Below are 24,665 nucleotides of genomic sequence, written 5' to 3'. Positions count from 1 at the left end.
GCTTCAAAAGCGATGATGGTAGGTTCAAGTACAGATAAGAAACGGAGTAGTTGGCTTCGACTAAACTTACGGCGAATAACGTCTTTGCCAGTGTGATTGTTGCCAACCGCATGAAAGCAGTGCTTGCCTAAATCGATACCTAAGATGTGAATGGTAGACATATGGTTCACCTCGTTCTGAGAGCCTACTCTAAGCGTAGGGCTTGAGAGTGAGGCGGACCATATAATTAGCCCCGCTATTTTACACCGTAATCTAGCGGGGCTTTTTGTTTATTCATATTTTCCAGTACTGATTAAGAATCAAATGCCATCTGAGACTTCACAGAAACTGTAGAACCAAGTCGCGACGGTTCAACATCAATGCGTTGCGCCATTTGCTCTTTCAGCTCAGATACGTGAGAAATCACGCCAATCATGCGACCCGTTTGTTGTAAGTCGACCAAGGTTTGAATCGCAAGATCCAAAGATTCCGGATCTAAGCTGCCAAAACCTTCATCAATAAACAGCGTATCCAAGCGAATACCGCCACTGTAAGACTGCACAACATCAGATAGACCGAGCGCTAATGCCAACGCTGCCATGAAAGATTCACCACCTGATAACGTCGCAACATCGCGCGTTTTACCTGTGTAGCTATCCTCAACTACCAAATCCAAGCCCCGTCCTGCCGCACCTTTGAAGCCTTCAGTTTTACGAGCCAAGATATAACGACCTTTACTCATCAGACTTAAACGCTGTGACGCTTGAATCAATACATCGTCTAATAACACACCAAGGACAAATCGGTGCAGACTGATACGACTACCCGTTTTACCGCTAGCAACGTCATACAAGGTACCAAACACTTTATATTCGTCTTCTAACTTAGTGTTCTTATCATGTAACGTCGCGATGTCATTGTGGACTTTCTCTAGACGTTCAAACAAAGAGCGCGTGCTATCAAGCTGATTACGCGCTTCAACATAACCTTGCTGAACACTGTTTAATTTAACGTTAAGACCTTCTAAATCAGGCAACGCCAAGTCTTTCAACGTGGAACTCAAGTCTGCCAAGGTCTGTTCTAGCTTGATTTGAGTCTGTTTGAACGCCTCAATTTCTTGCTGCCAAACCTGCATCTCGGCTTCATCAACTTTACATGCTAGGAATTGCGCTTCATCCTCGAATGCACTCGCCTGCAACGCTTGCTCCCAATCAGCTTTGGCTGTGCTCAAACGATCGAGCGCTTCATTCAACCACTGTTGATTGGTTGTCAGTTGGCTTTCAATATTGGTCTTCGCAAGCACCGCTTGTTGCAAATGATTTTGTGCATTTTCTAAAGCGGAATTTAACTCCGCAATCTGTTTTTGAATCGCAACAATGTCTTGCTCAAGAACTTCAAGGGAAGAGTACTTAGCATCTAACGAAGCTGAGAGTTTAGCCAATTGCTCGTGGTTCACTTTTATCGTCGATTCATTCGCTGCCATCTGGTTTTGCAGATCATTGATCTTACCTTCCCCAGTAACACAACGCTGGTTTAACTCATTGACGCTTTGTTCCAACTGAACCAAGTTAATCGATGACAATTGCTGTAAACGTTCATTGAGCTGCTGCATGGACGCTTGTAACGCGCTTAAATCCATTGATGCGTTTTGGCCAAGTTCAACGGATAGTTGCTCTATCTGCTGTTTGTATTGTCCGACTGCGATATTGTGCTGCTCCAACTGATTGCTCAATTGGTTAAGCGCGACTTGCCCTTCTCGCTCTGTGTTTCGAGCGCGCTGAACTTGATCCTTAGTGACCTCTTCACCAACAAATTGAGCGGGTTGAGGGTGCTCTACACTACCGCACACCGGACACATTTCACCGGCTTGTAAGCGCTGAGCCAATACAGCGGCTTGAGCATTGTGCCAGCTCAATTCAAGTGTATCTGCTGAGCGTTGAAGTTCAACGTACCGCGCTTTTGCTTGGTCAACCGAAGCTTGTTTACTAGGCGCCAACGTATCCAATTTCGCCAGCTCTTGGTTTAACCCTGTGATCTTCTGTAGATCTTGCATCAAACGTTGCTGCTGTTTATCTCAGCCTCTACACTGCCAATACTTGCAACATCGACTCGAGCTTGGTCCAGTAACTTCTGACCTTGTTGCGCCTCTAGCGTTAACTTCTCTTTCAGAGCGCTATATTTCTTCAGTGTTGCTTCAAACTCGGATTTTTGCGTCAAACCTGCGTTAATGGCTTTCTCTAGCTCTGACTTTTCAACCAACTTTCCTTTCATGCCTTCAAGTTGGTATTGCTGCTCTGTCAGTTTTGGCAATTGTGCGGCTTGTTCTTTCGCGGTTTGCAATGCGCTTTCTTTGGATTTTACCGCGTCATTTGCCACTGTAAGATCTTGAGAAAGCTTAGTCACCTTTTGCTCAAGTTCTTGCTTTTGTTTTGAGGCGTTTTGTAACGTGACATAAGGCAACTCAACCTTGCTTGCCTTCTTCGCATTGTCTAACTGCAATTGACGTGATGAGACAGCATCGCTCTGTTCCAAATGTTGCTTCAATGCAATTTCGGCTTGCTCGCGCTTTTTAAACTCATTGCTCAATGCTTCTGCTTTTTGCAGATCAGTTTTGACCGCATTTAATTGCGCCAGAGATTCTTGCTCTTGCTTTTGTACAGATTCAAATTGAACAGATAACGCTTCACGCTGCTCTGTTAACTCCACTTCGGAAGAAACACCAGCAACCTGCAGTGCGCCTCGAATTTGGTTATCAAACTCGTCTTTGGCTTTGCTAATGGCACTCGCTTTGTCTTTCAGCGCATATTCAATCTTCTTGTAGATATCCGTTTGGAATAGCTGACCAAAGATCTCTTCACGCTCTTTGGACGTCGCAAGTAACAACTCTCGAAACTTACCTTGTGGCAGCACCATCACTTGGCGGAACTGAGTTTCGTTCAAGCCAATAATATTGGTCACTTCTGTCTTTACTTGCGTTGTTTTGCTAGTGATGAGCTTTTCTTCGTCCGTAATCTCATACAAAGCTGCGGTATGCTTACGCACCGTCATACCCTCACCACGCGCCTTTGGTGCTTCTTGTTCTGGTGAGCGAATTACTCGATAAGACTTGCCGTGTAAAGAGAACTCTAGCGTCACTTCGGTCAATAACGTTGGCGCTGCCATATCGCAACGCATTTGAATGCCTTGACGCTCGTTACCCGTTGTTTCACCATAAAGCGCAAAACAAATCGCATCGAGAATCGAGGTTTTACCCGAACCAGTAGGACCATTGATAAGAAAAAGAGGGTTAGTTCCCAGCTTGTCGAATTCAATCGTTTCTGTTTGAGCAAACGGACCAAAAGCCTGCATTGTCAGTTTAATGGGTTTCATGTTTGGTCCTTACTGAGCTTGCTGAGAAAGTTGTTTAATGATGTCACTGATCGCTTGATATTGTTCTTGCGATAACTGGCCGTCTTGCGCTTCCGTGAAGAAGTCTCGGAACATGTCTATCTCACTTCTCGCCAACTTCGCTTGCGCCATTTCCTGCTCGACACCAATTAACATTCCCGGTTTTTCTAGGTGCAAAACATTCTGGTAAACAGTACGTAGCTTTTCCATTGGGTTTAAGATTGCGTGCTTATCCATCAAACGTACCAACAAGTAGTCTTCGTTTTTCGGATCGGTTTTGCCCTGCTCTATTACTTGTTCAAGTTCACCTTCAACGATTCGCATCTCATGAGGTGCAGCAAGGTCAACATGCTCGGCCGAGACAAACCCGTTTTGGTCAATTTCCACCAGCGTGAAACCTTTCTTTTGGTTTTGTTCACCAAAGCTGTATTTCATCAGTGAACCAGAATAACGAATGTATTCTTCGCCTTTTTTCTGTGGCTGATGCAAATGCCCCAACGCCACATAATCAAAGTTTAGGAAATGCTCGTGACTGACGCGGTCAGAACCACCAATCGAAAGTGGACGCTCAGATTCAGACTCAATGGCACCATCGACAAAGCAGTGGCTGACTAAAACGTTTCGTTGCTCTGATTGGAACTGCTCAGTGATTTTCTCAGCAAGTAACTTGTGCGCTTGATCGTGGGTCAAAACGGGTTCTTGGTAGGCAAAACGGACTTGCTCAGGATCGTTATAAGGCATGCCATAAAAAGCCACTTTCCCTGCGCTTTCGGTTTCAATAACAACAGGGGTAAGCATGTCTTCGAAGTTACTGATGATGTGAAGACCCGCGTTTTTCATTTGTTCTGAACCAAAACCTAGACGCTCTGCACCATCATGGTTGCCAGAAATCAAAATCATCGGCGTGTTTAGCTCACCACAGATTCGCTTCACTACTTTGTTAAGTAGTTCAATCGCAATGGTTGGTGGGACAGAACGGTCATAAATATCACCAGCAACCACCACCGCATCAACAGGGTTGTTTTCAATGTATTGGATTAACTGGTCAAGAACGGCTTGCTGATCGTCAAGCAAAGAGACGTTATGAAACTGTCGGCCAAGGTGCCAATCTGAGGTATGGATAAACTTCATTCGAATTCACTTTCTGCCATCAATATGGCGCTATCTTATTATCCCTCTAGGATATCGTGAGTTCGTATGCTTTTCATGTGGTTTATCAAGTAACACAGCAAATAAAGCTATACGTTTTTCAACACTCAAACCCACGTATATGTTGTACCAACTACGTACCCTCTAGGCTCGATATCTAGCTGTAATTGATGAAAGCCTTTTTCGGGCTGCCTAATTTGTTTCTCGAATGCATTTATTGCTTTCAACAAGCCACCACATGCACCAAGAGAGCCCAATTTAGCATCTAGAAATTCGTAGTTCGTAGCTTCCGTTATCCAAGGAGCCAGATACTTTATTGAATTTAACCAAAGTGGCTCATTAGCATCGAGAGATAAGGAGAGCGAGGTAAACAAGGAACTACTTCTGAATGATAGCTGCGACACTACCTTGCCAATCGCGCTTTGATTAGTGGAGCTTGCGAGGTCAACTCTAGCAGGCAAACACTCAAGTCCTGTATCACAAGGGAACGCTCTAGCTAAGATGAGCGCACCGTTGTTAAGCTTTGTTGGTGCCTGATTGGTAGCTGGCTGTATAGCCAAGATCCAGCAATCGTTTTGCTTTGTTGCTCTTTCAATATGAGAAAGCGCTAGCAAGAAAGATGCATTTCCGTATGGATATATTTGAAATTTAGTATCACTTTCAAATTCAACTGTCGCTCTTAGCATTTGCATCGTGGATTGAACTTCATGCTTTTTAGTATCGGCGGGTAAAAGAACAATCAAAGTTCCTTTAATAAAGAAATTCTTAAGCTGTAGCGAATAGGAACTGATAGTTTCGCTCGGTCTACTATCAAAATGATACTCCAGCGGATTCATAGACATTGAGATGTTGGTATCAGCAAAGTCGAAGAGCGGTTTAATGCTAGAGAATTCGTGGCCATTTAAACATATCACCTGTGTTTCAAAACCTAACGCCAATTTAACCACCAATGAGTACAGTTGGGTTTCCTATGACAATTCGTCCTCCATGGGAGGTTGCATCACCAGCGCGAGCTGCTGCTTTTCCGTTGATTTTTACACTAGATGAACCTGCGGAAATACTGTCTGGCGGTCCAACGCATACTAGCTTGTCTCCTTGTCTTGCGGCGGGAATCCCCCCCCAATTTTAACATTGGGGGATCCCATCACTACAGGCCCACCAACATGAGGGATCTTTCCTGTTTTTTTAGGACAGACATGAAAACTACCAATTACTGCCGAAGGCTTACCCATGACTCCTCCTTAGTTAAGAGAGATTTGACCCGCTTTTAGAGCAATCGCAGATCCATTAATAGATATCTTGCTCCCTTTGATGTTAATTTCTCCAGAGCTAGACATCTCTATTGATGCCCCTCCGACTTTAATTTCAATGCTCTTACCCGCTTTTAAGGCAAGTGACTTCCCGATATCTCCGGAATAGTTCTCGCCTACTTCAACTGACAGGTTCTTACCTATAGTTTGCATCGAATCATTAGTAACCTGCTCGGTTCGACAGTTTTCTATTGAGATTTCAGCATTATCTTCAACAAGCATTTGAAAGAGTTTTTCGGCGTGAAGGTAAATATGTTCCTCACCTGGTTTATCATCAAAGCGTAACTCATTGAAGTTGCTAGCGCCTTTCTGGATAGAACGCGATTTATAACCGCTTTGTGAACTCTGCTCTGGTAACGAATAAGGAGGTAACTGACTACCGTTGTATAGAGCCCCAGTAACTATTGGTTGATCGGGGTCACCATTAACAAATTCAACTATTACTTCTTGACCAACCCTAGGGTGAAAAACTGCTCCCCAACCATTGCCAGCGATATTCTGAGCGACCCTAATCCAACAAGAGCTGTTTACATCGTACTTGCCTTTCCTATCCCAGTGAAACTGGACCTTAATTCGACCATGTTTATCAATGTATATCTCACCATCTTTATTACCAGTCACAATTGCGGTTTGTAGCCCTTTTATTTCCGGTTTCACATAGTTTACTGCCGGACGCAAAATCGTTGTCGAATCAACGCAAGTAAATGCAACCCTTACCCCTTGAGAGGCGGTACCGCCTTGGCCAGTCTGGTTGAAAACAGAAGCTGATAAGACAACAGACTCTAAAACGTACTCTTTGCCTATTCGAGATTTATCTTCATGTTTTTTAAATTTAAAGCACTTACCAACTGTAAAGGTTCGACATGTCGCTTCTCCACCACACAAGTATATGTTTTGTTGAATTGACTCAATTGCATGCATATTCCTAGAAGCATAATGGTCGGCAGTCTCGGACTCTCCCATATATTCAAAGTGCTCACTGGAGGGAATGGTAAATAACGCCGAAGCCCCATTTACACTGTTTTTCGGGAAAGCCGCTGGCTTTAACATGTTAAAACCCGTTTTATGGCTTGCTTTCGTAGCAATAGCTTGGCTTTCACTCCAGGCAGATATGTGACTTGCGCTGGCAGTACCACTGTCATGGTCTACCATAAATTCCACCCCTGGCTTGTAGTAGCTTACATCATCAAATATTTCAATAGTATGAGAAGATTTCGAATGCACAAAGCAGAATGATAGACCCTCTTCAGCCAATATTCTCTTTACAAAGCTTAAGTCAGACTCTTCGTATTGAACTCTATAAGTATATTTGGGGTAACTTTTATTTAACTTGAAGCTGAACAAAACTCCATGCTCCGACAAAACTTCAGAAATAATTTCTTTCAAGTCTTTGTTTTGGAAAACTCTGCAATTAACACGGTATTGACAAAATCTAAATTTAGGTTCAATAAAAATCTCTATGTTCTTATAGTTCTCGCCATCATTTTCTTTACTTATTCTTGTTCCAGTTAGTTTTGCTCTTGAAACAACACCATGAAAATATCTTGGTTGAGAAGAAACATCTTCATTATTCTCTAGTGTGATGACAACCTCATTGCCAATAATACTATTTAGTTCACCTTTTTGACCATTAAAGTAGGCATTGGCACGCAATGAGAAAAGCTCTGAAGCCTTTTCTCTGTATTCAAAGGAATTCAAAATAACGGCATCTTTGCCAAAAGGAGTAGAGATGCTTATAAAGTTATTATCTTGTGTTGCTTTTTTCATTACATACTTCTTTAAAAATAGCGGGGGCATTTGCCCCCGCAGCCAAATTACATTTGTTGACCTTTAACACCACTATAGCCATATACAAGTGGCGCAGAAGTGTTGTTCTTATCATCCGTCGGTGTCACTGTCATCATCATTTCTGTGTAGGAAATAGTGATTGTTTCCATTGGACGGTCATCTTGAATTGATACTGAGTAGTTTGAAATCATTGCATCTGTAAGTTCGATCTTCATGATTTCTTCTACTTTCTCACCCTGCTTCGTGATGTGGAAAACAGCAGGTTTACCTTTACCGATCGTTGCTTCTTTAAACAAATCTGGTGAAGCACGATCTTGAAGTTTAGTGATAGTAAGGTCATACAAACGAGTCGCGCTGGCTTCACGATCCATTGCTGTACCAGTGTATGACGAAATCTCACGACCCACACTCCAGTCAACAGATAGCAGTGTGATTAAATCCTTGTATTGCTCAGCAGTTGCCTCACCTTTAATATCTGCGTATTTAAGATACGTATTAGACTGCATGCTAATCTCCTATAGCATTAATAATTGACATTTAACTATATTAAAATCATATCAGCTAAGTGAAATGATTATTGATTCATGTATCAAAAGGTTAGTTTTAAATACAAACTTTTATAACTTTATTTTGTTCTGTTTTTAAGCACTGAATTACTTAAATTTAATTTAATTCGATTCTCTTCTCAGTTTACTTTCCCAATGAAACAGATGTTAAGAAACTGAGACAATTAAATCATCATTGGTATAATCCACAAAAATATCTTTAATTTTCTTATTACTGAGAACTGACGACAATATTTCATTAGAAATTCGAGGAAGAAGAAGGTTTTCCATCATAGTTTGAATGGCCCTCGCACCACTTTCAGATTCATTGCTACTTTCTACTAGATGTAAGATGTAATCATCTGTAACTGTAAGAGTTGCACCATAATGGTCCAAAACACGCGCTTTTATCTTATTAATCTTTAGCTGACTAATATTAATCAATACTGATTTGCTAAGTGGTACGTATGGTAAAATATTGACTCGCCCTAAAAACGCTGGTTTGAAATCCTTAAGTAAGTCTTCACGTAGCGCTTCTTTTAGTGATTGAGGATCTGGCGCAAGTTCTGGATCACTAAACAAAGTGGTAGTCGTATCAGAACCTGTATTAGCAGTCATGATTATAATCGTGTTCTTAAAATCAATATCACGTCCTTCGCCATCTTTAATGATTCCCTTATCAAAGATTTGATAAAAAATATCTTGTACTCCAGGATGAGCTTTTTCCATCTCATCAAGCAAAATTACACTATATGGTTTTCTCCTTACGGCTTCAGTAAGAACTCCTCCCTCACCATAGCCGACATACCCAGGTGGAGCACCCAATAGTAAGGAAACTTTGTGCTCTTCTTTAAATTCAGACATGTTGATTGTCGTGACACTATCTTCACTCCCATAGACCTTCTCCGCGATAGCTAGTGCAGACTCTGTTTTGCCTACACCACTTGGCCCGACTAGTAAGAAGACACCATTAGGTTTAGTCTCATCCATAAGTTGAGCTCGGGCAGTCTTTATTACTTCTGCCATAACCTCTAAAGCATGATCTTGCCCAACGACTCTTTCACACAAACTGTCTTTCAGGTTCAATACCGCTTCAATTTCATCATTTTGAAGTTTACCAAGTGGAATACCAGTCCAGTCTGATATAACTTCCGCAACTAAGGTTTCATTCACATGCGAGAATACAAGCGGGTCTGCACTAAGAGACAGTTTTTCTTCTATTTCCACTAGCTCTCGTCTATCTTCATCTGAACCATCTTCGGTTATCTTTAGACGTAATGCTTTTGCTTGAGAGACCCACTCAACTTCTTCACGCCAACGTTCTTCTAGCGCTATTATTTCTCCCTTTAACACCTCAATTTCGTTACCGACTTGGCCAACGTTATGCCCGAGATCTGAACCAAATAAAGCTTCCTTAGATAACTGGGTGAGTTCTTCTTCTTTCAAGGTTAATTTCTTGCGTTTAGAATCGAGCAATCCTGGCGTTGATGACTGACTCAACGCAACCCTAGAACAAGCCGTATCAAGAACAGAGACTGCCTTGTCCGGGAGTTGGCGACCATTAATGTACCTAGCAGAAAGTTGAACAGCAGAGGCCAAAGCCTGGCTAGTAATATATACGTCATGATGGTCTGCCATAACCGTCAGTAAACCTCGTAACATATCAATCGCTAACTCAGTGGATGGTTCGTCAACTTTGACAACTTGAAATCTCCGAGTTAAGGCTGCATCTTTTTCAAAGTATTTCTTGTATTCTGCCCAAGTTGTTGCAGCAATCGTTCGGAGTTCCCCTCGAGCTAAAGCGGGTTTGAGTATATTGGCTGCATCACCTTGACCAGCTTGTCCACCGCTACCAATAAGTCCATGAGCCTCATCAATAAACAGAATGACAGGATCAACTGATTGATTAACTTCCTTAATTAGATTTTTTAAACGATTTTCAAACTCCCCTTTCATACCCGCACCAGCTTGCAAAAGGGCTAGGTCAAGAGACTTGACCGATACATTTTGCAAAGCAGGGGGAACATCTTTATCGACTATTCTCTGCGCTAAACCTTCGACCACTGCAGTTTTACCTACACCAGCCTCACCAGTTAAAATGGGATTGTTCTGCCTACGCCTTAGAAGAATATCTATCATTAACCTGATTTCATCATCTCGACCTATCACAGGGTCAATAAGTCCCAGTCGTGCTTGCTCAGTCAGGTCAATGGTAAACTGCTCTAAAGCTCCACCAGCGGTCTGGCTCACATGTGTTTTGCTTTCGGTATGCTCTCCAAGATTTAACAACTTATTTGGATCGATTTGACTTAATTCAGGGCTCACCGCACTCAACATATTAATCAGCGTATCATCAGACAAATAAGCGTATAGCACATGAATACAAGTCATCTTATCTTGCTTGAACTCAATAGTTGCAGCCATAAATGCATTTTGCATAACGGTCACTGTATGTGCAGATAAACCAGGGACTGTTTCACATCCTGTCTTATATTTTTCCAACTGAGTGAGTAATTCATTCAGTACCGTTTGCTTATCTATATCTAACTTATCGAACACATCTAAATAGAGATCTTCTGGGTGCTGAATTATTGCTGTAAGCCAATGGGATAATTCAATACTATGGTGAGTCCGCGAGCTTGCCAATGCCGCTGCTTGTTCCAATGTTTCTTTAGCATGAGGTGACAACCGCTCAACCAACGCTGATAATGATAACGAAGCCATTTTATTTCCCTTTAAATATTAATTGTTATTTCACGATCTTCTGTACGATCATGTTTTTTTAAAACAGAGCCAAAACCTAGCTGCCCTTGTTGCTTAGACAGACGCGCTTTAGGAAGCATGCTATGTTGTGTTGTTAGCTTCCAGTGAAGCTGTTTGTGTTCGCCTATGAATGCTGATGCGGCACGCTTGACTGTTTTTAGCCGAGCATGAAATGGAAGGAGCTCGCTCACTTGTTCTGACTTCTCTGGAAGTAGCTCTATTGTTGCACTGGCATTAATATCCCATGCTCGTTTTCCAATTGATGCGCCATTTCCTAGCTGAGAAAACTGCCCCTCTGGATTTGAGTTAGATGTTAAACGAGTCTGCTCTTTCGGCTTCAGATACAGCCATTGCCCTTTAAATTCATGAACCTTTGCGTCGCAACTTGCTAAGGATTCGATAATGCTCTTCAACGCATATTTACTTTTAACTGGTGAAGAATGATAACCGCCAAAGTGTTGCGCTAAATGACTATTATCGCTGGAGATTGAATTCAAGCAGTCTGCATAAGGTGACCTTTCCATTCTCGAGTGAGCTCGTACTTGGACCGTTACCTGACTTAACTGCCAACTTCGATAATACAATGAGAGCAGGCGATGGTTAAAAATGTCGTAAAAGTCGACCATTGCTGAATCGCTCTCTCGCAGCCTCGTTAGTGCAAGCTCACTATAGTGTTGCGGTAGAACGCCCTGCTCTCCTATCAGCCCAATCAAGTTTGTTTTGACTTCTAAACGGTCGTTGCCTCCCTGTTCAACACGACAAACTTGGTTGTTCTCATACCCTAGTTTTGCATTGACTTTCAGATTAATGCGTTCATTTTTTGGAAGAGCATCGGTCCCTATTTGAGCCTCACGCTTTAAGACTTCAAACTCGAGAAGGTGAAGAGCCTCAAACAAGGGATGCTTAGTTATTTCGTCAAAGAACGGTTCTGCATTCATAGGAGTGGCTTCTCTCCTGTCATCGCTGGCCATAAATGAAAGCGCTTACTGGTCGACTTAAGTTTTACCTCTAGCTGGGTAAAAATGTTGACTTCAGCGTATTGAGAAAAGTAAATAGACAGTACACTTCCTAATAGAAAAATCTGCTCTGGCGGTAGGATTTGGTCGGAAATCATCAGCGTAATTCTGATTCCATGCGCAAAGCCCACTTTGCCTCCAGCGCTTATACGTCCCGTGCTCTTCTCATATTCAAGATGAACTAATGAATCAACCAGCGCCTTTGTTTCTGCTGTACCATTGAAAGCGAAGAGGTTTAGTGTCTGCTTTAATGTAGATAACCCATCTTCGCCAGAAAAGTGATTCAGAGTCAGAAGCTTGGTTAACTGCCAACGGGTGCTTTCATCCATTTCTGGTCTAATGGTTGCAGATAAAGAAGTGAGGCACTTCACACTAGAAAAATTGTCATTTACGTCGGGTAAGGCTACTTCGGGAAGCCCGCCACCAAATGGTAACTTTTGAGGAAGGTTTCGATTGCAACATTTAGCTTGGACATACATCAACCAATTTTCTCTACTTTCGGGAGCAAAGATTTGATGCTTTTTATCAACGAAAGACAAATAGGTTTCTCGCCCAGGTTCATCATATCCCCCTGCCCAGTTCTTATCTTCTCTCCTCATCAGCCAGTATATTTCACCACTTCCTAGGTAATGGGTATGCTCACCAGAGTAATAACTAGGGAGGTTTTTATATGCTTTATTCCAGTTTCTTAAGGTCACATCAGAGATAGAAACAACTTCTGTGCTCTCTGCATCTTGGTATTGAGGAACCAAATGATAGTCATAATCCGAAGGTGTTAATCGATGGGGCTCCATCGTACTTTGGAACAAATTGATGATTGGTGTACAACCAAGCATGAGACTATCCTCACCCACTTGTTTAGGTAGCCAATCGTCACTTACATCAAAATAGAAATTGATCTCCAACTCATGAGTGCTACCAATCGAGTCGTATTGGAGTTTATCTAGCTCAAAAAACATAAATTTTTGAGGAAAATGTAAGTACTCAACAAGCAAACGCGATCCTGAAAAGCTTCTTTTACTATATGGTACAACTCGATCTGAATCGGAGAATCCAACCTCTTTAATACATCTTTTCGAAACGGAATGAACTTCCTTGCCATTAATAACGAATGAAATCCCAATCAAGTGTTGAAATACCATCTGATAAAGTCGCAAAGATAGTTGAGGTTGGCCATTTAGATAGAACTTTAGAGATTCAACACCTAAATCGGCTAATGAACTTTCCTCATCATTTGATGAAAGACAGACCTTTAGCATAGATTGCGCTTTCGATTCCCATCTCGATCCTACCGGCTTTACAGGTGCGTTTTCGAACGAGCTATTCACCACTTCAACTGGGTACATCTTAGTGAGATAACACGTTCTAAACTCGCATTCTTTAAAGCCAGGGGCTCCTATTACTACCTTTTCCCCTACCGGTACTTCAAAATGATCTGTGGTAGAGTCAGAGCAACGCATTTTTATGATCGACATTGATGGAATTGGAGCATGAAAATCCGGAAATAGCTGCCCAGCTAAGGCTTCAGTAAACTGAGGATAACTGTTGTCTAAATTCTGCCTGATTCTAGCGGTTAAAAAAGCACAGCCTTCGAGTAAACGTTCAACATGAGGGTCATCTACTTGTTCTTCACTAATTCGTAGCCTAGAGGCAATTTTAGGGTACTGTTCCCCAAACTCCTGTCCCTTATGGCGTAAATAAGCCAGTTCACGATTATAATACTTTAGAAAATCTTCGCTCATTTTGCTTTACTCAGTTTCATTCCTAGGCTGACTGGTTCAATTGCAGAATTAAACGTAACTTTGTGCATGCTTTTGTCGATCAAGCACACCGCACCAATTCTTAAACTTAGAGAGCGGTCTATTGAGTTATTTTCATTTGCAATGGATACAGATACCTCTTTCAAACGAGGTTCGAACTCTTTAATTGCAGTGCTTACAATGTCACACAACTGCTTTTGACCATCTTGGCTACTGTATGGCATTGATGAAAAATCAGGTAAACCATAGTTCAGTATCGAATAACGCAATTCCAACAAATCATCAGGTAATGCCGTCCAACCAATACGGCTGTTAAGCATTGCTTCTAAATCCCTCAATAAGTTATCAAGAACACATTGCTGTGTGATCGGAAAGTCTTTTTCGATTCGAGATGAAGGCTCACTATCTATTAGCTTATCGATTATTGATGCACCGACCATATTCTACTGTGGTACCTCAACCTGACGCTCCAGAGTAGTTAGATTGCAGATTGGTAACGAATCATCACCGACTAGCCAACATTTTTGCCCCTGACCAAGAAAAACTTTTTCCCCAAACGGTTTCCAATCTGTTTCCCGTCCGAGTTTCTGAGCATTACTCTCAGAGTCAATATAGGTTAAAGGCATATGAGCTTCCCCTTCACCTAATCCTTCAATATCAAATTCTATTGGTCGCCAAATGTTTTCTAGGATTGTTTGGGCGGGTTTCAACTCTAAATACACAACACTACTAAGGGGAACTAGGAAGTAATTCCCTTTACTTGAGAAAAGTTCTAGATAGCCACCTAGTCGGTCATCAATATCTCTAACATCTAATGTTTCAGTACCATTGACGACAAATGGTTCAATGGTTCTGTCTGATTCAAGCTTCCGAGATAGTGCTAGGGCTTGCTCAAAATTGGAGCTAGTAAAAGCAAGGTTTAAATCAACCTGAGACTTAGTCATTTGCTCATTTTTTCCAAGGATTTGCGCCGACGCGGCTCCAAAAGCAAAATCCGCACGAGCCTGCGCGGCTTTCACAAGGTGTCTTAGTTGGCTAGCGCCAGCTAGGTATTCTGGAAATAGCTTTATCGACTGCATCAACTGCTCATCTGCGCGCTCATAATCGCCCTTGATGCACAATAACTCTATAAACACGCTGCGAAGGTTTGCATCTTTTGGTTCACCTTTAATATTATCGGTGATCACATTCAAAGCAGAGTCTAGTTCTGATTGTGCTAATAGATCTTTCCATTGCATCTTTTTTTCCTTATGCAGAGTGTTCTGGTGATAACTCTGTTATTAATTTAATACTTGAGACCATTTGGTCTAACTGAAAATGAGGTCTTAGATGGACAGTTGAATAGTAGTGTCCCGGGCTGTCTCGTTTTTCACGCACTCTTATTTGAGCTTCATTTAAAGGGTACTTTGCCCTCAATTCATCTGATGCTTCATCAGAGGCTGTTGTGTATTGGTGCAACCACTTTTGAAAATCTCTCTCAATCACACTCGCATCTTGGTAACTACCAACTTTATCTCTCCCCATCACTTTAATGTAATGAGCAATTCGTGATACACACAAGGTATACTGCAGCATGGAAGTTAACTTGTCGTTCACTTCAACTGTTTTGTCTTGGTATTTTTTAGATTGATAAATGGAGACATTAGACATCAACCCAACCATATCTGTTTCAGCTACAGGAGAAATTGGGATAAAGCCACAATCTGAAAGCGCTTGCTCTTTCTTTTCAGATAACTTTAAATTTAACGGACAACGCTCGCGGTAATTTTTGGCGTCTAACTTCAGCTTCGAACGTGCTGGAGCAACAACCAAACCCTGGCTATAGTCCCCTTGCTTAACTCCCCTAATATGAGTAAACCAGCCATGCTCTTGGTATGCTCGGATCGCAACTGCGGCAAAGCAATACGCCCCACTTCCCCATAAAAGCTCTTTGTCTGAAAGCTTTACACGTTCTTCGAAGACGAAATGCTCACCTCTCGAACCATCCGACTGATAGGGTAAACGGAACAAGACATTGGGAGCTGTCATCCCTATAAACTTAGAGTCATCAGAATTTCTAAGTTCTCGCCACTTTAAATATTCAATTTGCTCAAACTGAGATGAAAACTCTTTTATCGATGACAAATCACAAAACCTGTCGACACCAAATATCTCTGGCGAAGCCGAGAAAATGAATGGGCTAAACGCGGCAGCCGCACTTTGAGAGATCTTACGAACCACCGAGATATCTTTATCGAGTTTACTGGCATTGTTTCCAAGCTCATAGTCCCCAATCAAAACACCAAAAGGCTCTCCTCCCGGCATGGAGTATTCATTTTGGTAAATCAATTTGAAAAGTGCAGATTGATCGAACTCAATTGCTTTCAGTGAATCTTTGCTAATCTCCTCCCAAGTCGCACTCATTACCTTTATCTTCACCGTATCTACAGATTGCTTGTCTATCTGCTCGCAAAGATATTGCGTGCCAATCCAAGTGCGCTCCAGTTTTTGAAATGTTGGATGATGAATAATTTCATTCAACTGATTTTGTAATAGCTCATCGATATGATTGATAGTACTCATTAGGCTATGACGAAACATTTCCAAGCTCTCAGATTTTGACCCTTCCAACCACATTCGCGCCGAGAGTATTGAATCAGATAAATCTAAAAAATTAGAAAACCAATAGCTGTCTAGTTCTGCATGACCACTGTCGACAAACTCGTGTTTTAACTGAGTCGGTTCAACAAAATTCAATCCAGATTTCGTATTCATGACCTAATAAGTACTCTTCGATTATTAACAGAGCTTGTTGCGCACTAGGCTGTTATCCACCTGATTGGGGAATTTTAGCGACTAAACGTAAAGAGGTCGTTAGCTCTTCCATTTGTAGCCATGGCTTTAACCAAGCGACCGCGTTGTATGAACCTGGAGCTCCAGGAATCTCTTTCACTTGTACACGAGCATCCGCCAGAGGGTATTTCGCACGGATCTCTTGCCCACCGCCTTCGGACGCATTGACATAACTGAGGATCCATCGATTTAGCCATGATTCAACATCTTCAGCTTCCATGAAACTACCTATCTTGTCTCGCGCCATCACTTTTAAGTAATGTGCAAAACGTGAAGTTGCCATCATATAAGGTAGTCGAGCTGAGATAGCAGCATTTGCTGTTGCATCTGGTGAGTCATACTTAGCAGGTTTTTGACAGGTTTGAGCGCCAAAGAAAACAGCATAATTGGTATTCTTGTAGTGACACAGTGGTAAAAACCCAAGCTTACCTAGCTCCGCTTCGCGTCTATCAGTAATACCAATTTCAGTTGGACACTTCATGTCCGGATCACCATCGTCACTCATAAAGAAGTGAGTTGGTAGATTTTCTACACGCCCACCACCTTCAGCGCCTCGAATCGCGGTGCAGAAACCGTATTTTGAAAATGCATCTGTCAATTTTGCACCCAACACATATGAAGAGTTCATCCAACAGTAATCATTGTGCTCCGCATTGACGGCGACGCCTGAAACCGCATCTACATCAAACTCTTCAAACCCAAACTCTTCAACGGGTGAGGTCGCTTCGCCATATGGTAATCGAGCAAGTACTTTTGGCATCGTCAAACTTACAAAGCGTGAATCCGCACTTTCTCTAAAAGAACGCCACTGAGTATACTCAAGTGATTCAAAGACTTTCTCAAGATCACGAGGCTTAGAGAGCTCAGTCCATTCATCGAAACCAAATAAAGCAGGTGATGCTGCGGAAAGGAATGGAGAAAAGCCAGAAGCCGCTACGTTCGACATTAGACGAAGTGTTTCGATATCTTCCGGATGATTTGTAAACTCATAGTCACCGATAAGAGCGCCATATGGTTCGCCGCCTGCACTACCAAACTCTGACTCATAGACTTTTTTAAAGATCTGGCTTTGGTCAAACTCAACCGCTTTACTCAAATCTTTGTGCAACTCTTTCTTGGTTGTACTCATCATTCTAATTTTCAATGAAGAGCTTGTCTCTGAGTTCATCACTAGATAGTTTAACCCACGCCAAGAACCCTCTAACTTCTGTAATTCCGGGTGGTGCATGACTTCAGATAACTGCTCCGAAATCTGCTTGTCTAGTAGAGTTATTGCTTCACGAAAAGTAACTGTTAGGTTTTTATTCCACGAGACGGTACCTTTCATAGCTTCTTCAGTAAGAGTTTTAATCAACTCTTCTGCACGAGAAGCTTCCGTTTGCTTAGTAGCTCCAATCGCTTGCTCCAAAAATGAGTAAGACTGCTCTTCTACTGTTGGATCGAGTTGCTTTTCAAGTTCAGTACTCATTATTCAGCCCCCTCTTTACTTGGTTCCTGCTTACCAAGTTTTAGCTCTCGTGCCAACTTCGTAAGGTTGTCGGTATTATTCAGAACATCTTCGAGGATATTTTCCAACTCTTCAGATCGATCGACTTTGGTCATCAGATCTCTCAATTTATTTCTTGTTTCCATTAGCTTACGCAAGGGATCAACTTGATTAACAATTGCCGCGGGTTCAAAGTCTTGCATCGAATTAAAACTCAAATCTACTGCGAATTCCGAGTCGTCATTCGCTAACTTATTCGCAACCTTGAACCGAACAGATGGACTCATTTTCTTTAGCACATCATCAAAATTATCCCGGTCAATTTGAATAAATCGGCGATCTTTAAGAGGCTTTAACTCCGAAGTGTTCTGTCCAGCAAAGTCCCCCATCACGCCTACAACAAAAGGAAGCTCTTTTTTAAGCGTTGCGCCTTCTGTTTCAACATCATAGGTAATGTGAACACGAGGCTTCCTTACTCGTGATAGTTTCGAGTGGATACTCGTCATACCGTTCTCCCTTTATCCTTCATTGTTTTGATTTGCTATGCCAACCAGACGGAAATAGCTGTTTTTTGCATCCCCATCGGAAATTAGTTCCGCCAATAAATCTGGCAGAGGCATTCCACACCAACGAATCACTTGCTCGATGGTGTAAGAAACTGGTGAGTGAGGTTCCGTTTCACGGAAAAAATCCGCGACATTCTGTAACTGATTGATTGCCTGCTCTCTCGAGCGCATATTGGTTGCTAACAGCTCTGTTGAGTCGACCTGAGAAATAATCTCTTCTGGAACATAATCTTGTTCAAGCTCATCGTTGATGGTTTCTGCCTTTCCCCTTTGGCTTGGGTAACGCCCCCCCCAAGCACATGCTTAAGTGCCGAGAGTATTGAATCTAACTTTTGAGATATGTAAGAGCTAGGTGTTACATCACCAACAGCTTTATCTAACGTTTCAGAAAATTTACTAAATGAAGCAATTGCATACTCGAGGTCGGCTATTAAATCGACATAAAACTCATCAGAGGTCGTTTTTACCGTTTCAAGAATCTTAGCCAGTTCAATCGCTCCCCCATCAACCTTATAACGACGCTTATCTTCATCTAATCGCTCTAAGTCTACGGCCTGTTGATACTCCCAATAGGCAAATGCCTGATCAATGCCCATTTCAGTTAAAGGAATAGAAGCAATTGGAAATATTAGCGTACCTTCTGACTCAATCCCATTTAGACCAATTAGCGAGGAGATACGCGTTTCCATCCCATCTTCATCAGGCATGGGATAGATATCATCCCAGTAAGTATCTACCAACCGGTTGCTAGCTCATAGCCGATACCCATCCCTCTAAACCCATACAATCGAGTCAATGCTTCTATTAGCCAAGCGACAAACTCAAGGTCTTTGGCTTGGTTTGACAAGACATCAGGCACCTCTTCCAAGAATACTCGCCATAACCCGCTATGGAGCAATATGGATTCTTCTTCGATGATTGCATTACGTTCTTCATTTCGGGCAAGCATACGTTGATCTTTTAATCGATAGTATGCGGACTGCGGGGAAACATCTTCTCTGGGATCAATTCCGGTAGCCAAACTACCCTTAATTGGCTCCAATGCAGCCTCATACCAATCAAACAAATGAGAGTTGGTATTCATCTAGAGCCTCCATTCATAAAGACAGGAATCGTCGCATCATTGTTACCATCGACTTCCAACGCGACTTTATCGCTACGCGCTTTTACGATCGTACAAGTGACGTTATCACTCGCCCCTCTCACCAAAGCTGAATGCAATAGCGCTAGCCCAGCTTGACTCACCGTATCAGCTTGTAGCGTAGCTTTAATCTCTTGGTCACTAAGTTCTTTCGTTAATCCATCACTGCATAGCAAAAATTGGTCACCGTCCAAAAGTTGACCAGAAACCTGATCAATAGTGACATATTCATCAACACCAATTGCTCTAGTTATTACATTCGCTAGCGGGTGTGATTCTGCGTCCTCCAACGCCAGTAAGCCTTGGTCAACCAAATCCATTACTTGGCTATGATCACGAGTTTTCTGAGTAAAAACATTGTGCCTGAGTTGATAGATTCGGCTATCTCCAACCCACAGGCAATGAAAGTAACCATCATTGATGAATAACAATGTCAAAGTTGTTCCCATTGTTGCCCCATCTAGTTCCGATTGCGCGTATTGATATATAGCCGCGTTTGCTTGTTGTATTGTGACTCTCAAATCATCAATACTGCTTACATCGTCGTCGATAATTCTGCGCTCAATATGATCAACTAACATCTGGCTTGCGATATCACCAGCGCAGTGTCCCCCCCATTCCGTCAGCAACAACCCAGACTCTTTTTTCGGTCATATCCAATAAAGCATCTTCGTTGTATGGTCTTACCTTGCCGGCGTGGCTCTTCGCAAATGTAAAATAATTCCAATTCACTCTACTACCATCCCCACTGTTTCCAGTTTCCATCAAGCATCGCTGAAAACTGGCCAATTGAAGGCAAGCCACTTGTGATAACCATCGATGACTCCACAGCTTGTGCCCCCTCAGTCCACCAAAAACACGGATGATTTCCCTTTGTGGCGAGCATGTGGTTTAGCAAAACTCGTTGACCGAACAACTCCGAAAATCTAAACACGGCGTTCGAGGTACTCGGATCTAACAACTCTGCGATATAACTAGTTGGCTCTATGGTATCTAAACCTTCACCGGTTTCTTTTAAATTGTGATGCCACTTATCAAATTGAAACTCATCACCTAATACCTCAAGGGCCAAGCGTTCTGTCGTTTGAGTCCAATCCCGGCTTTCCCAGTAATCAATAGCCCGGCCGCGAACCGGCCTAACTACAGAAAAGTGAAAATAACGTCCAGCGGCATCGACACTCGGAATCAAAGTGCCGATATAAGTAGCACCTCCAATATAATTTTGGTCTAAAGCAAAGTGCCAAATTGGAGCATTAAGAAATAACTCAACCCAAGTCTCATTTAACTGCTCTTTGCTCACCGCTAACACGGCTTGTTGCCAATCATGAAACTGTGAAACAAACTCAGATGGTAATCCTTCCTTGATAAAGTCCCCCTTAGAAGGAATTTTACCAATATAGCCCCAACTTTCGGTTATAAGGTTTGTGGACATCTAAACCTCTCCATATCGTTAGACCAAAATGGATTAAAAGCACTTTTGGGAATCAATTCGAGTTGCACCTTATTTCCTTTCAAATCAATCATGACAATGTTGTCATTTCTTGACTCCGGTCTTGCTTTCAAAGATTGGTCCAGTAGCTTAAAGATGCCCCATTCACCTTCATAAGTGTGTGATATCTCACGCTTCGAGTCCGGTGGTGTAAATACAATCCTCGTTTGCGCCGTCTTCGATGGCCAAGTGAGGTCTCTCGCTCTTGCTGGCCCATGTTTATAAACTAAGTCTTGCTTACCAAGTTCTAATACAAACCTTGTTATATGCTGATCTAGATAGACAGGTTTCATTCCAAAATCGACTTTTAACGAGTTGTCTAATTCAAAGAATGACTGTCTGATTTTTTGAGCTCGTTGGAAGACATGTAACGTTTGCGTTTTCACTCCAATCTCTTTTTCAAACTTCCAACGCCCCTGAGAAGTATCAACAAATGGTTCTAGGTACTCTTGAAAAAAAGCGTCCAAAGTACCGCCGTACCCGAAGAAGCGCTTAAAATCTTTCAAGCGAACTTCTTTGTCAGCACTGGGTTTAAAAGGGTATCTTCCTGCAATAGTTTGGTTGTATGCTTTGACGACTCTGGTTTGCCAAAGTCTGTTGAGATGATCCTTAGAACCCGACTCTGCAAACTTGACGGATTCTTGGGAAAGCTCACCCAACCAATTATTAAATGGTTTTGGCAATACGGCCTTCGCTGCAGAAAATGAAGACGCTACTTCTTGAGTAAGAGTGCCGTCCAGTATACTTTTATATGCTGTTTTTTGATTATTTCCCGAGCTAGACAAATCAGTGAGGTAAGATCTTAGATTCAACATAGCATCTTGGATGTCGCTATAGTCCTGCTCACTTAAATGCAGAATATCCGCAAAGTGTATTTCTACCTCCTTTCCTGGCAGTGATACGGCGAATTCACTTTCATCAGGTAAATAAAGATCTAACTTATCTGCAGTATTCGAAAACTTGACCTTGGCAACTTTAGCCGTAACCTCTGACGCTGCTTTTTGGTTTTGAGTCAACGTCACTTTAGTTAGACCAACTTCTTTTTGAATGGCTCGTAACAAAGACTCTATCGGCCTTTCGACACCACTTAAAATACGAGCTTGCTCAGTTGCCATTGACAAGGTTGGCGCTTGCTTTAGTTGAATATCTTCTACGAGTCCCTTCCACTCATTAACATAGTCCTGATAGTATCTTTGTTGAACCCCTTTAATAGCAGCATTCTCGTCAATGTTCCTTACTTCTATATCATCACCATATACCCAGTTTTCCTCCATCAAACTTTTCACAGTTCGGCCGAGTTGTATTTGGAAAATGCTATGGAATCCATTGTAAGTATAAAAGCCTGGAATACCTTGAGAGAGAGGCTTTCCACTTCGCCTTTCAAACTGCTCTAAACTCTTCGGGCCAAGAACATCAGTGAGTCGAAACGAAGGAACATGACTCTTAGAGAATTGTACCTTCATTCGCTGATAAGCCCTTTCTGGGAGCGACATTTTCGTTAATACATCCCTCGCATCTTTGACGGAATTTTCGTTAAAATTGAGTCCTCGTTCGCTCGCTACTAGAAAGTGTTGCGTATGAACACTTAGTCGCTCTCGTAGTGCTTCATTCAGGGCTCCTGGGAACTCTCGTTGAAAATAGAAATCAAACCAATTCATGACTTGCTGCATGTCAAACTTATCTGAGTGAAATAACATTAAGTATATTTTTAATGTTTCATATAAATACTCGCGATGATGCTTGTTGTCATCCATCTCAGATACAAGTGCGCTCGAAATCAACTCTGAAAAATAGAACGATAGTGCATCTTTATAGGCTTGATTGGCTGACTGAGAAATTTTATCCCCTTGATACAGACCTAATTTGTTAAAAAGCTGTGAATCTGGGTAGTGGTTATCCGCTCCCAGTGGAAGCATCATTATTCGGTCGAGTGTTGCGACTGCATTTATGATGTCTTTATCAAAATCGAGTCCCTCAGCATTAATCATCACCTCAATATCACGGGTTTGTTGATTAACTTCTTTAATAAGATCTATATTCCAGCGATAGCTAAAAAACCACAATAACGACGCACATACTAATAGACTTAAACAACCGACAAGTACCCCCTTTCTGAGCCATCGATTCTGTTTTTGATAGTGTTTATTAACACTACCTAGCCATTGTTCCTTAAAAATGACCTTTTCAAACAGACTTCTTACGAAATAGCTATGTGATGCTCGCTTAGTCATTTTTAGTGTTAACCGATTTAACCCTAAGCCACTTGCGGATTCATGCATTAGTCGGTCTACAGGTGCCCCCTCTTGAACGGAGCTTACAATAAAAATACCACGGATCATGGCTGGTTCTTCAAAGCTGTTCTGAGCGAAAATTTCTGACAAAAATTCATCTAAATTCGCTTGCATCATCCTTAACTGTTTTGGGAACTCGAATACCAACGCGCGTTTATCTAAGTCATCCTCTGTTTCTAAAATACGTAGCATTCTCTTATCTAAACGCTCTAATAACCCATAGAACTCTTTATTAAACAAACCAATAGAGCCACGCTCATCAACAACTTCCATCGGAAACATAAACCCTAACAGTTCGTCACGCTCTTCCTTTGTGACATCGGCAAAAAATTCACTGAATCCCGCAACAAGATCTGCTTTTGTTAGTAACACATAAATCGGAAACTGCATTCCCAGCTGATTTTTAAGTTCTTGCAAGCGAGATTTAATTGCACGAGCATGCAAACTTCTCTCCGTTCGTGTCAGCGACATCACACTCGCTAAGCTCACAGTAACAATTGCACCGTTGATTGGCCGCTGTGTTCGATACTTTTTAAGTAGTCCGAGAAAACCATGCCATGCCTTAGAGTCAACTGCGGCCTGGCTGTCCTGCGTTGTATATCGACCAGCTGTATCTATAAGCACAGCCTTGTTTGCAAACCACCAATCACAATGCCTAGTACCACCTATGCCCTCGACTGATTCAGCCCCCATAGTGCTGGCTAAAGGAAATTCCAATCCAGATTGTTTGAGAACCGTGGTTTTACCTGTTCCCGGTGGTCCAATTAGTACGTACCAAGGTAGGCTGTATAGGCTTCTCTTTCCTTTATGACTGTGAGTTGCTGTTTTTACCGCTTGCTCTATTTTATCGCGCATTAGAGCAATCTCTGATGCAGCCTCTTTATCAAACTGACTGTCGACTTCTAACAAGTTTTGAATACTTGCATCATCCTGAGCTTTTTGCCTATGTTGCTTCAAAATAGAAACTAACGCCCATACTAGAACAACAGTAAGAATAGTGATTAACCGTTGAAAGTCAGTTTTTAATGGCTCATAAGATGAAATACTAATAAGCGGGCCAACAAACCAAATAAAGATTGAGAAGGCAAAAACTCCTACTAGGCTAATAAGCCACCTTTGGGAAAAGAACCTTCCAATGTCTTTCATATTCATTTTAATGATCC

At 42.0% G+C, this 24,665-nt stretch carries 14 protein-coding genes and 4 pseudogenes; all 18 read right to left on the bottom strand.

Features of this window, described 5'->3' with window-relative positions; translation table 11 throughout:
- Window positions 1–292: 292 nt before the first annotated feature.
- A pseudogene (locus B853_RS22340) lies at window positions 293–3,348 on the bottom strand (AAA family ATPase).
- 9 nt (window positions 3,349–3,357) lie between these two features.
- Window positions 3,358–4,497 (bottom strand): exonuclease SbcCD subunit D, encoded by a 1,140-nt coding sequence (locus B853_RS22335; RefSeq protein WP_038886699.1) that lies wholly within the window; start codon window positions 4,495–4,497, stop codon window positions 3,358–3,360.
- Window positions 4,498–4,622: 125 nt separating this feature from the next.
- The gene (locus B853_RS22330; RefSeq protein WP_128827018.1) at window positions 4,623–5,453 is read right to left on the bottom strand and encodes a hypothetical protein; all 831 of its coding nucleotides are present in this window, start codon (window positions 5,451–5,453) and stop codon (window positions 4,623–4,625) included.
- Window position 5,454: 1 nt separating this feature from the next.
- Window positions 5,455–5,747, bottom strand: a pseudogene (locus B853_RS22325) (PAAR domain-containing protein).
- Window positions 5,748–5,756: 9 nt separating this feature from the next.
- Window positions 5,757–7,592, bottom strand: a complete 1,836-nt coding sequence (tssI, locus tag B853_RS22320) for a type VI secretion system tip protein TssI/VgrG (RefSeq protein WP_038886697.1) — start codon at window positions 7,590–7,592, stop codon at window positions 5,757–5,759.
- Window positions 7,593–7,639: 47 nt separating this feature from the next.
- Window positions 7,640–8,119: an Hcp family type VI secretion system effector gene (locus B853_RS22315; RefSeq protein ID WP_038886696.1), complete on the bottom strand. Its 480-nt coding sequence runs from the start codon at window positions 8,117–8,119 to the stop codon at window positions 7,640–7,642.
- A 207-nt stretch (window positions 8,120–8,326) separates the two neighbouring features.
- Entirely contained in the window at window positions 8,327–10,882 is a 2,556-nt protein-coding gene (gene tssH, locus B853_RS22310; protein WP_038886824.1) for a type VI secretion system ATPase TssH, read from the bottom strand.
- Between the two features lie 11 nt (window positions 10,883–10,893).
- Window positions 10,894–11,859: a type VI secretion system baseplate subunit TssG gene (gene tssG, locus B853_RS22305; RefSeq protein ID WP_038886822.1), complete on the bottom strand. Its 966-nt coding sequence runs from the start codon at window positions 11,857–11,859 to the stop codon at window positions 10,894–10,896.
- On the bottom strand, window positions 11,856–13,679 hold the full coding sequence (gene tssF, locus B853_RS22300; RefSeq protein ID WP_038886820.1) for a type VI secretion system baseplate subunit TssF: 1,824 nt from the start codon (window positions 13,677–13,679) through the stop codon (window positions 11,856–11,858). The genes tssG and tssF overlap by 4 nt, the downstream gene beginning before the upstream one ends.
- Window positions 13,676–14,137, bottom strand: a complete 462-nt coding sequence (gene tssE / locus B853_RS22295) for a type VI secretion system baseplate subunit TssE (protein WP_038886818.1) — start codon at window positions 14,135–14,137, stop codon at window positions 13,676–13,678. The genes tssF and tssE overlap by 4 nt, the downstream gene beginning before the upstream one ends.
- Before the next feature lie 3 nt (window positions 14,138–14,140).
- Window positions 14,141–14,935, bottom strand: coding sequence for a type VI secretion system accessory protein TagJ (locus B853_RS22290; protein WP_038886817.1), 795 nt, complete (start codon window positions 14,933–14,935; stop codon window positions 14,141–14,143).
- 10 nt (window positions 14,936–14,945) lie between these two features.
- Window positions 14,946–16,451 (bottom strand): type VI secretion system contractile sheath large subunit, encoded by a 1,506-nt coding sequence (tssC, locus tag B853_RS22285; RefSeq protein ID WP_038886815.1) that lies wholly within the window; start codon window positions 16,449–16,451, stop codon window positions 14,946–14,948.
- Between the two features lie 52 nt (window positions 16,452–16,503).
- Window positions 16,504–17,997 carry a type VI secretion system contractile sheath large subunit gene (gene tssC, locus B853_RS22280; RefSeq protein WP_038886814.1) on the bottom strand — a complete coding sequence of 498 codons (1,494 nt, stop codon included), beginning with the start codon at window positions 17,995–17,997 and terminating at the stop codon, window positions 16,504–16,506.
- Window positions 17,997–18,521, bottom strand: a complete 525-nt coding sequence (gene tssB / locus B853_RS22275; RefSeq protein ID WP_038886812.1) for a type VI secretion system contractile sheath small subunit — start codon at window positions 18,519–18,521, stop codon at window positions 17,997–17,999. Before tssB ends, tssC (B853_RS22280) begins: the two co-directional genes overlap by 1 nt.
- Before the next feature lie 12 nt (window positions 18,522–18,533).
- Window positions 18,534–19,665, bottom strand: a pseudogene (gene tssA, locus B853_RS22270) (type VI secretion system protein TssA).
- Window positions 19,662–20,454 (bottom strand): annotated as a pseudogene (locus B853_RS22265) (PP2C family protein-serine/threonine phosphatase). The pseudogenes tssA and B853_RS22265 overlap by 4 nt, the downstream one beginning before the upstream one ends.
- A 4-nt stretch (window positions 20,455–20,458) precedes the next feature.
- A complete protein-coding gene (gene tagF / locus B853_RS22260; RefSeq protein WP_038886808.1) occupies window positions 20,459–21,154 on the bottom strand; it encodes a type VI secretion system-associated protein TagF in 696 nt (231 codons plus the stop codon).
- Complete coding sequence (gene tssM / locus B853_RS22255) at window positions 21,136–24,654, bottom strand: type VI secretion system membrane subunit TssM (protein WP_038886807.1); 3,519 nt, start codon at window positions 24,652–24,654, stop codon at window positions 21,136–21,138. Before tssM ends, tagF begins: the two co-directional genes overlap by 19 nt.
- Window positions 24,655–24,665 lie beyond the last annotated feature (11 nt).

Source organism: Vibrio rotiferianus CAIM 577 = LMG 21460 (assembly GCF_002741985.1).
Classification (GTDB): Bacteria; Pseudomonadota; Gammaproteobacteria; order Enterobacterales; family Vibrionaceae; genus Vibrio; species Vibrio rotiferianus.
This window is presented reverse-complemented; position numbering and strand designations above follow the sequence as displayed.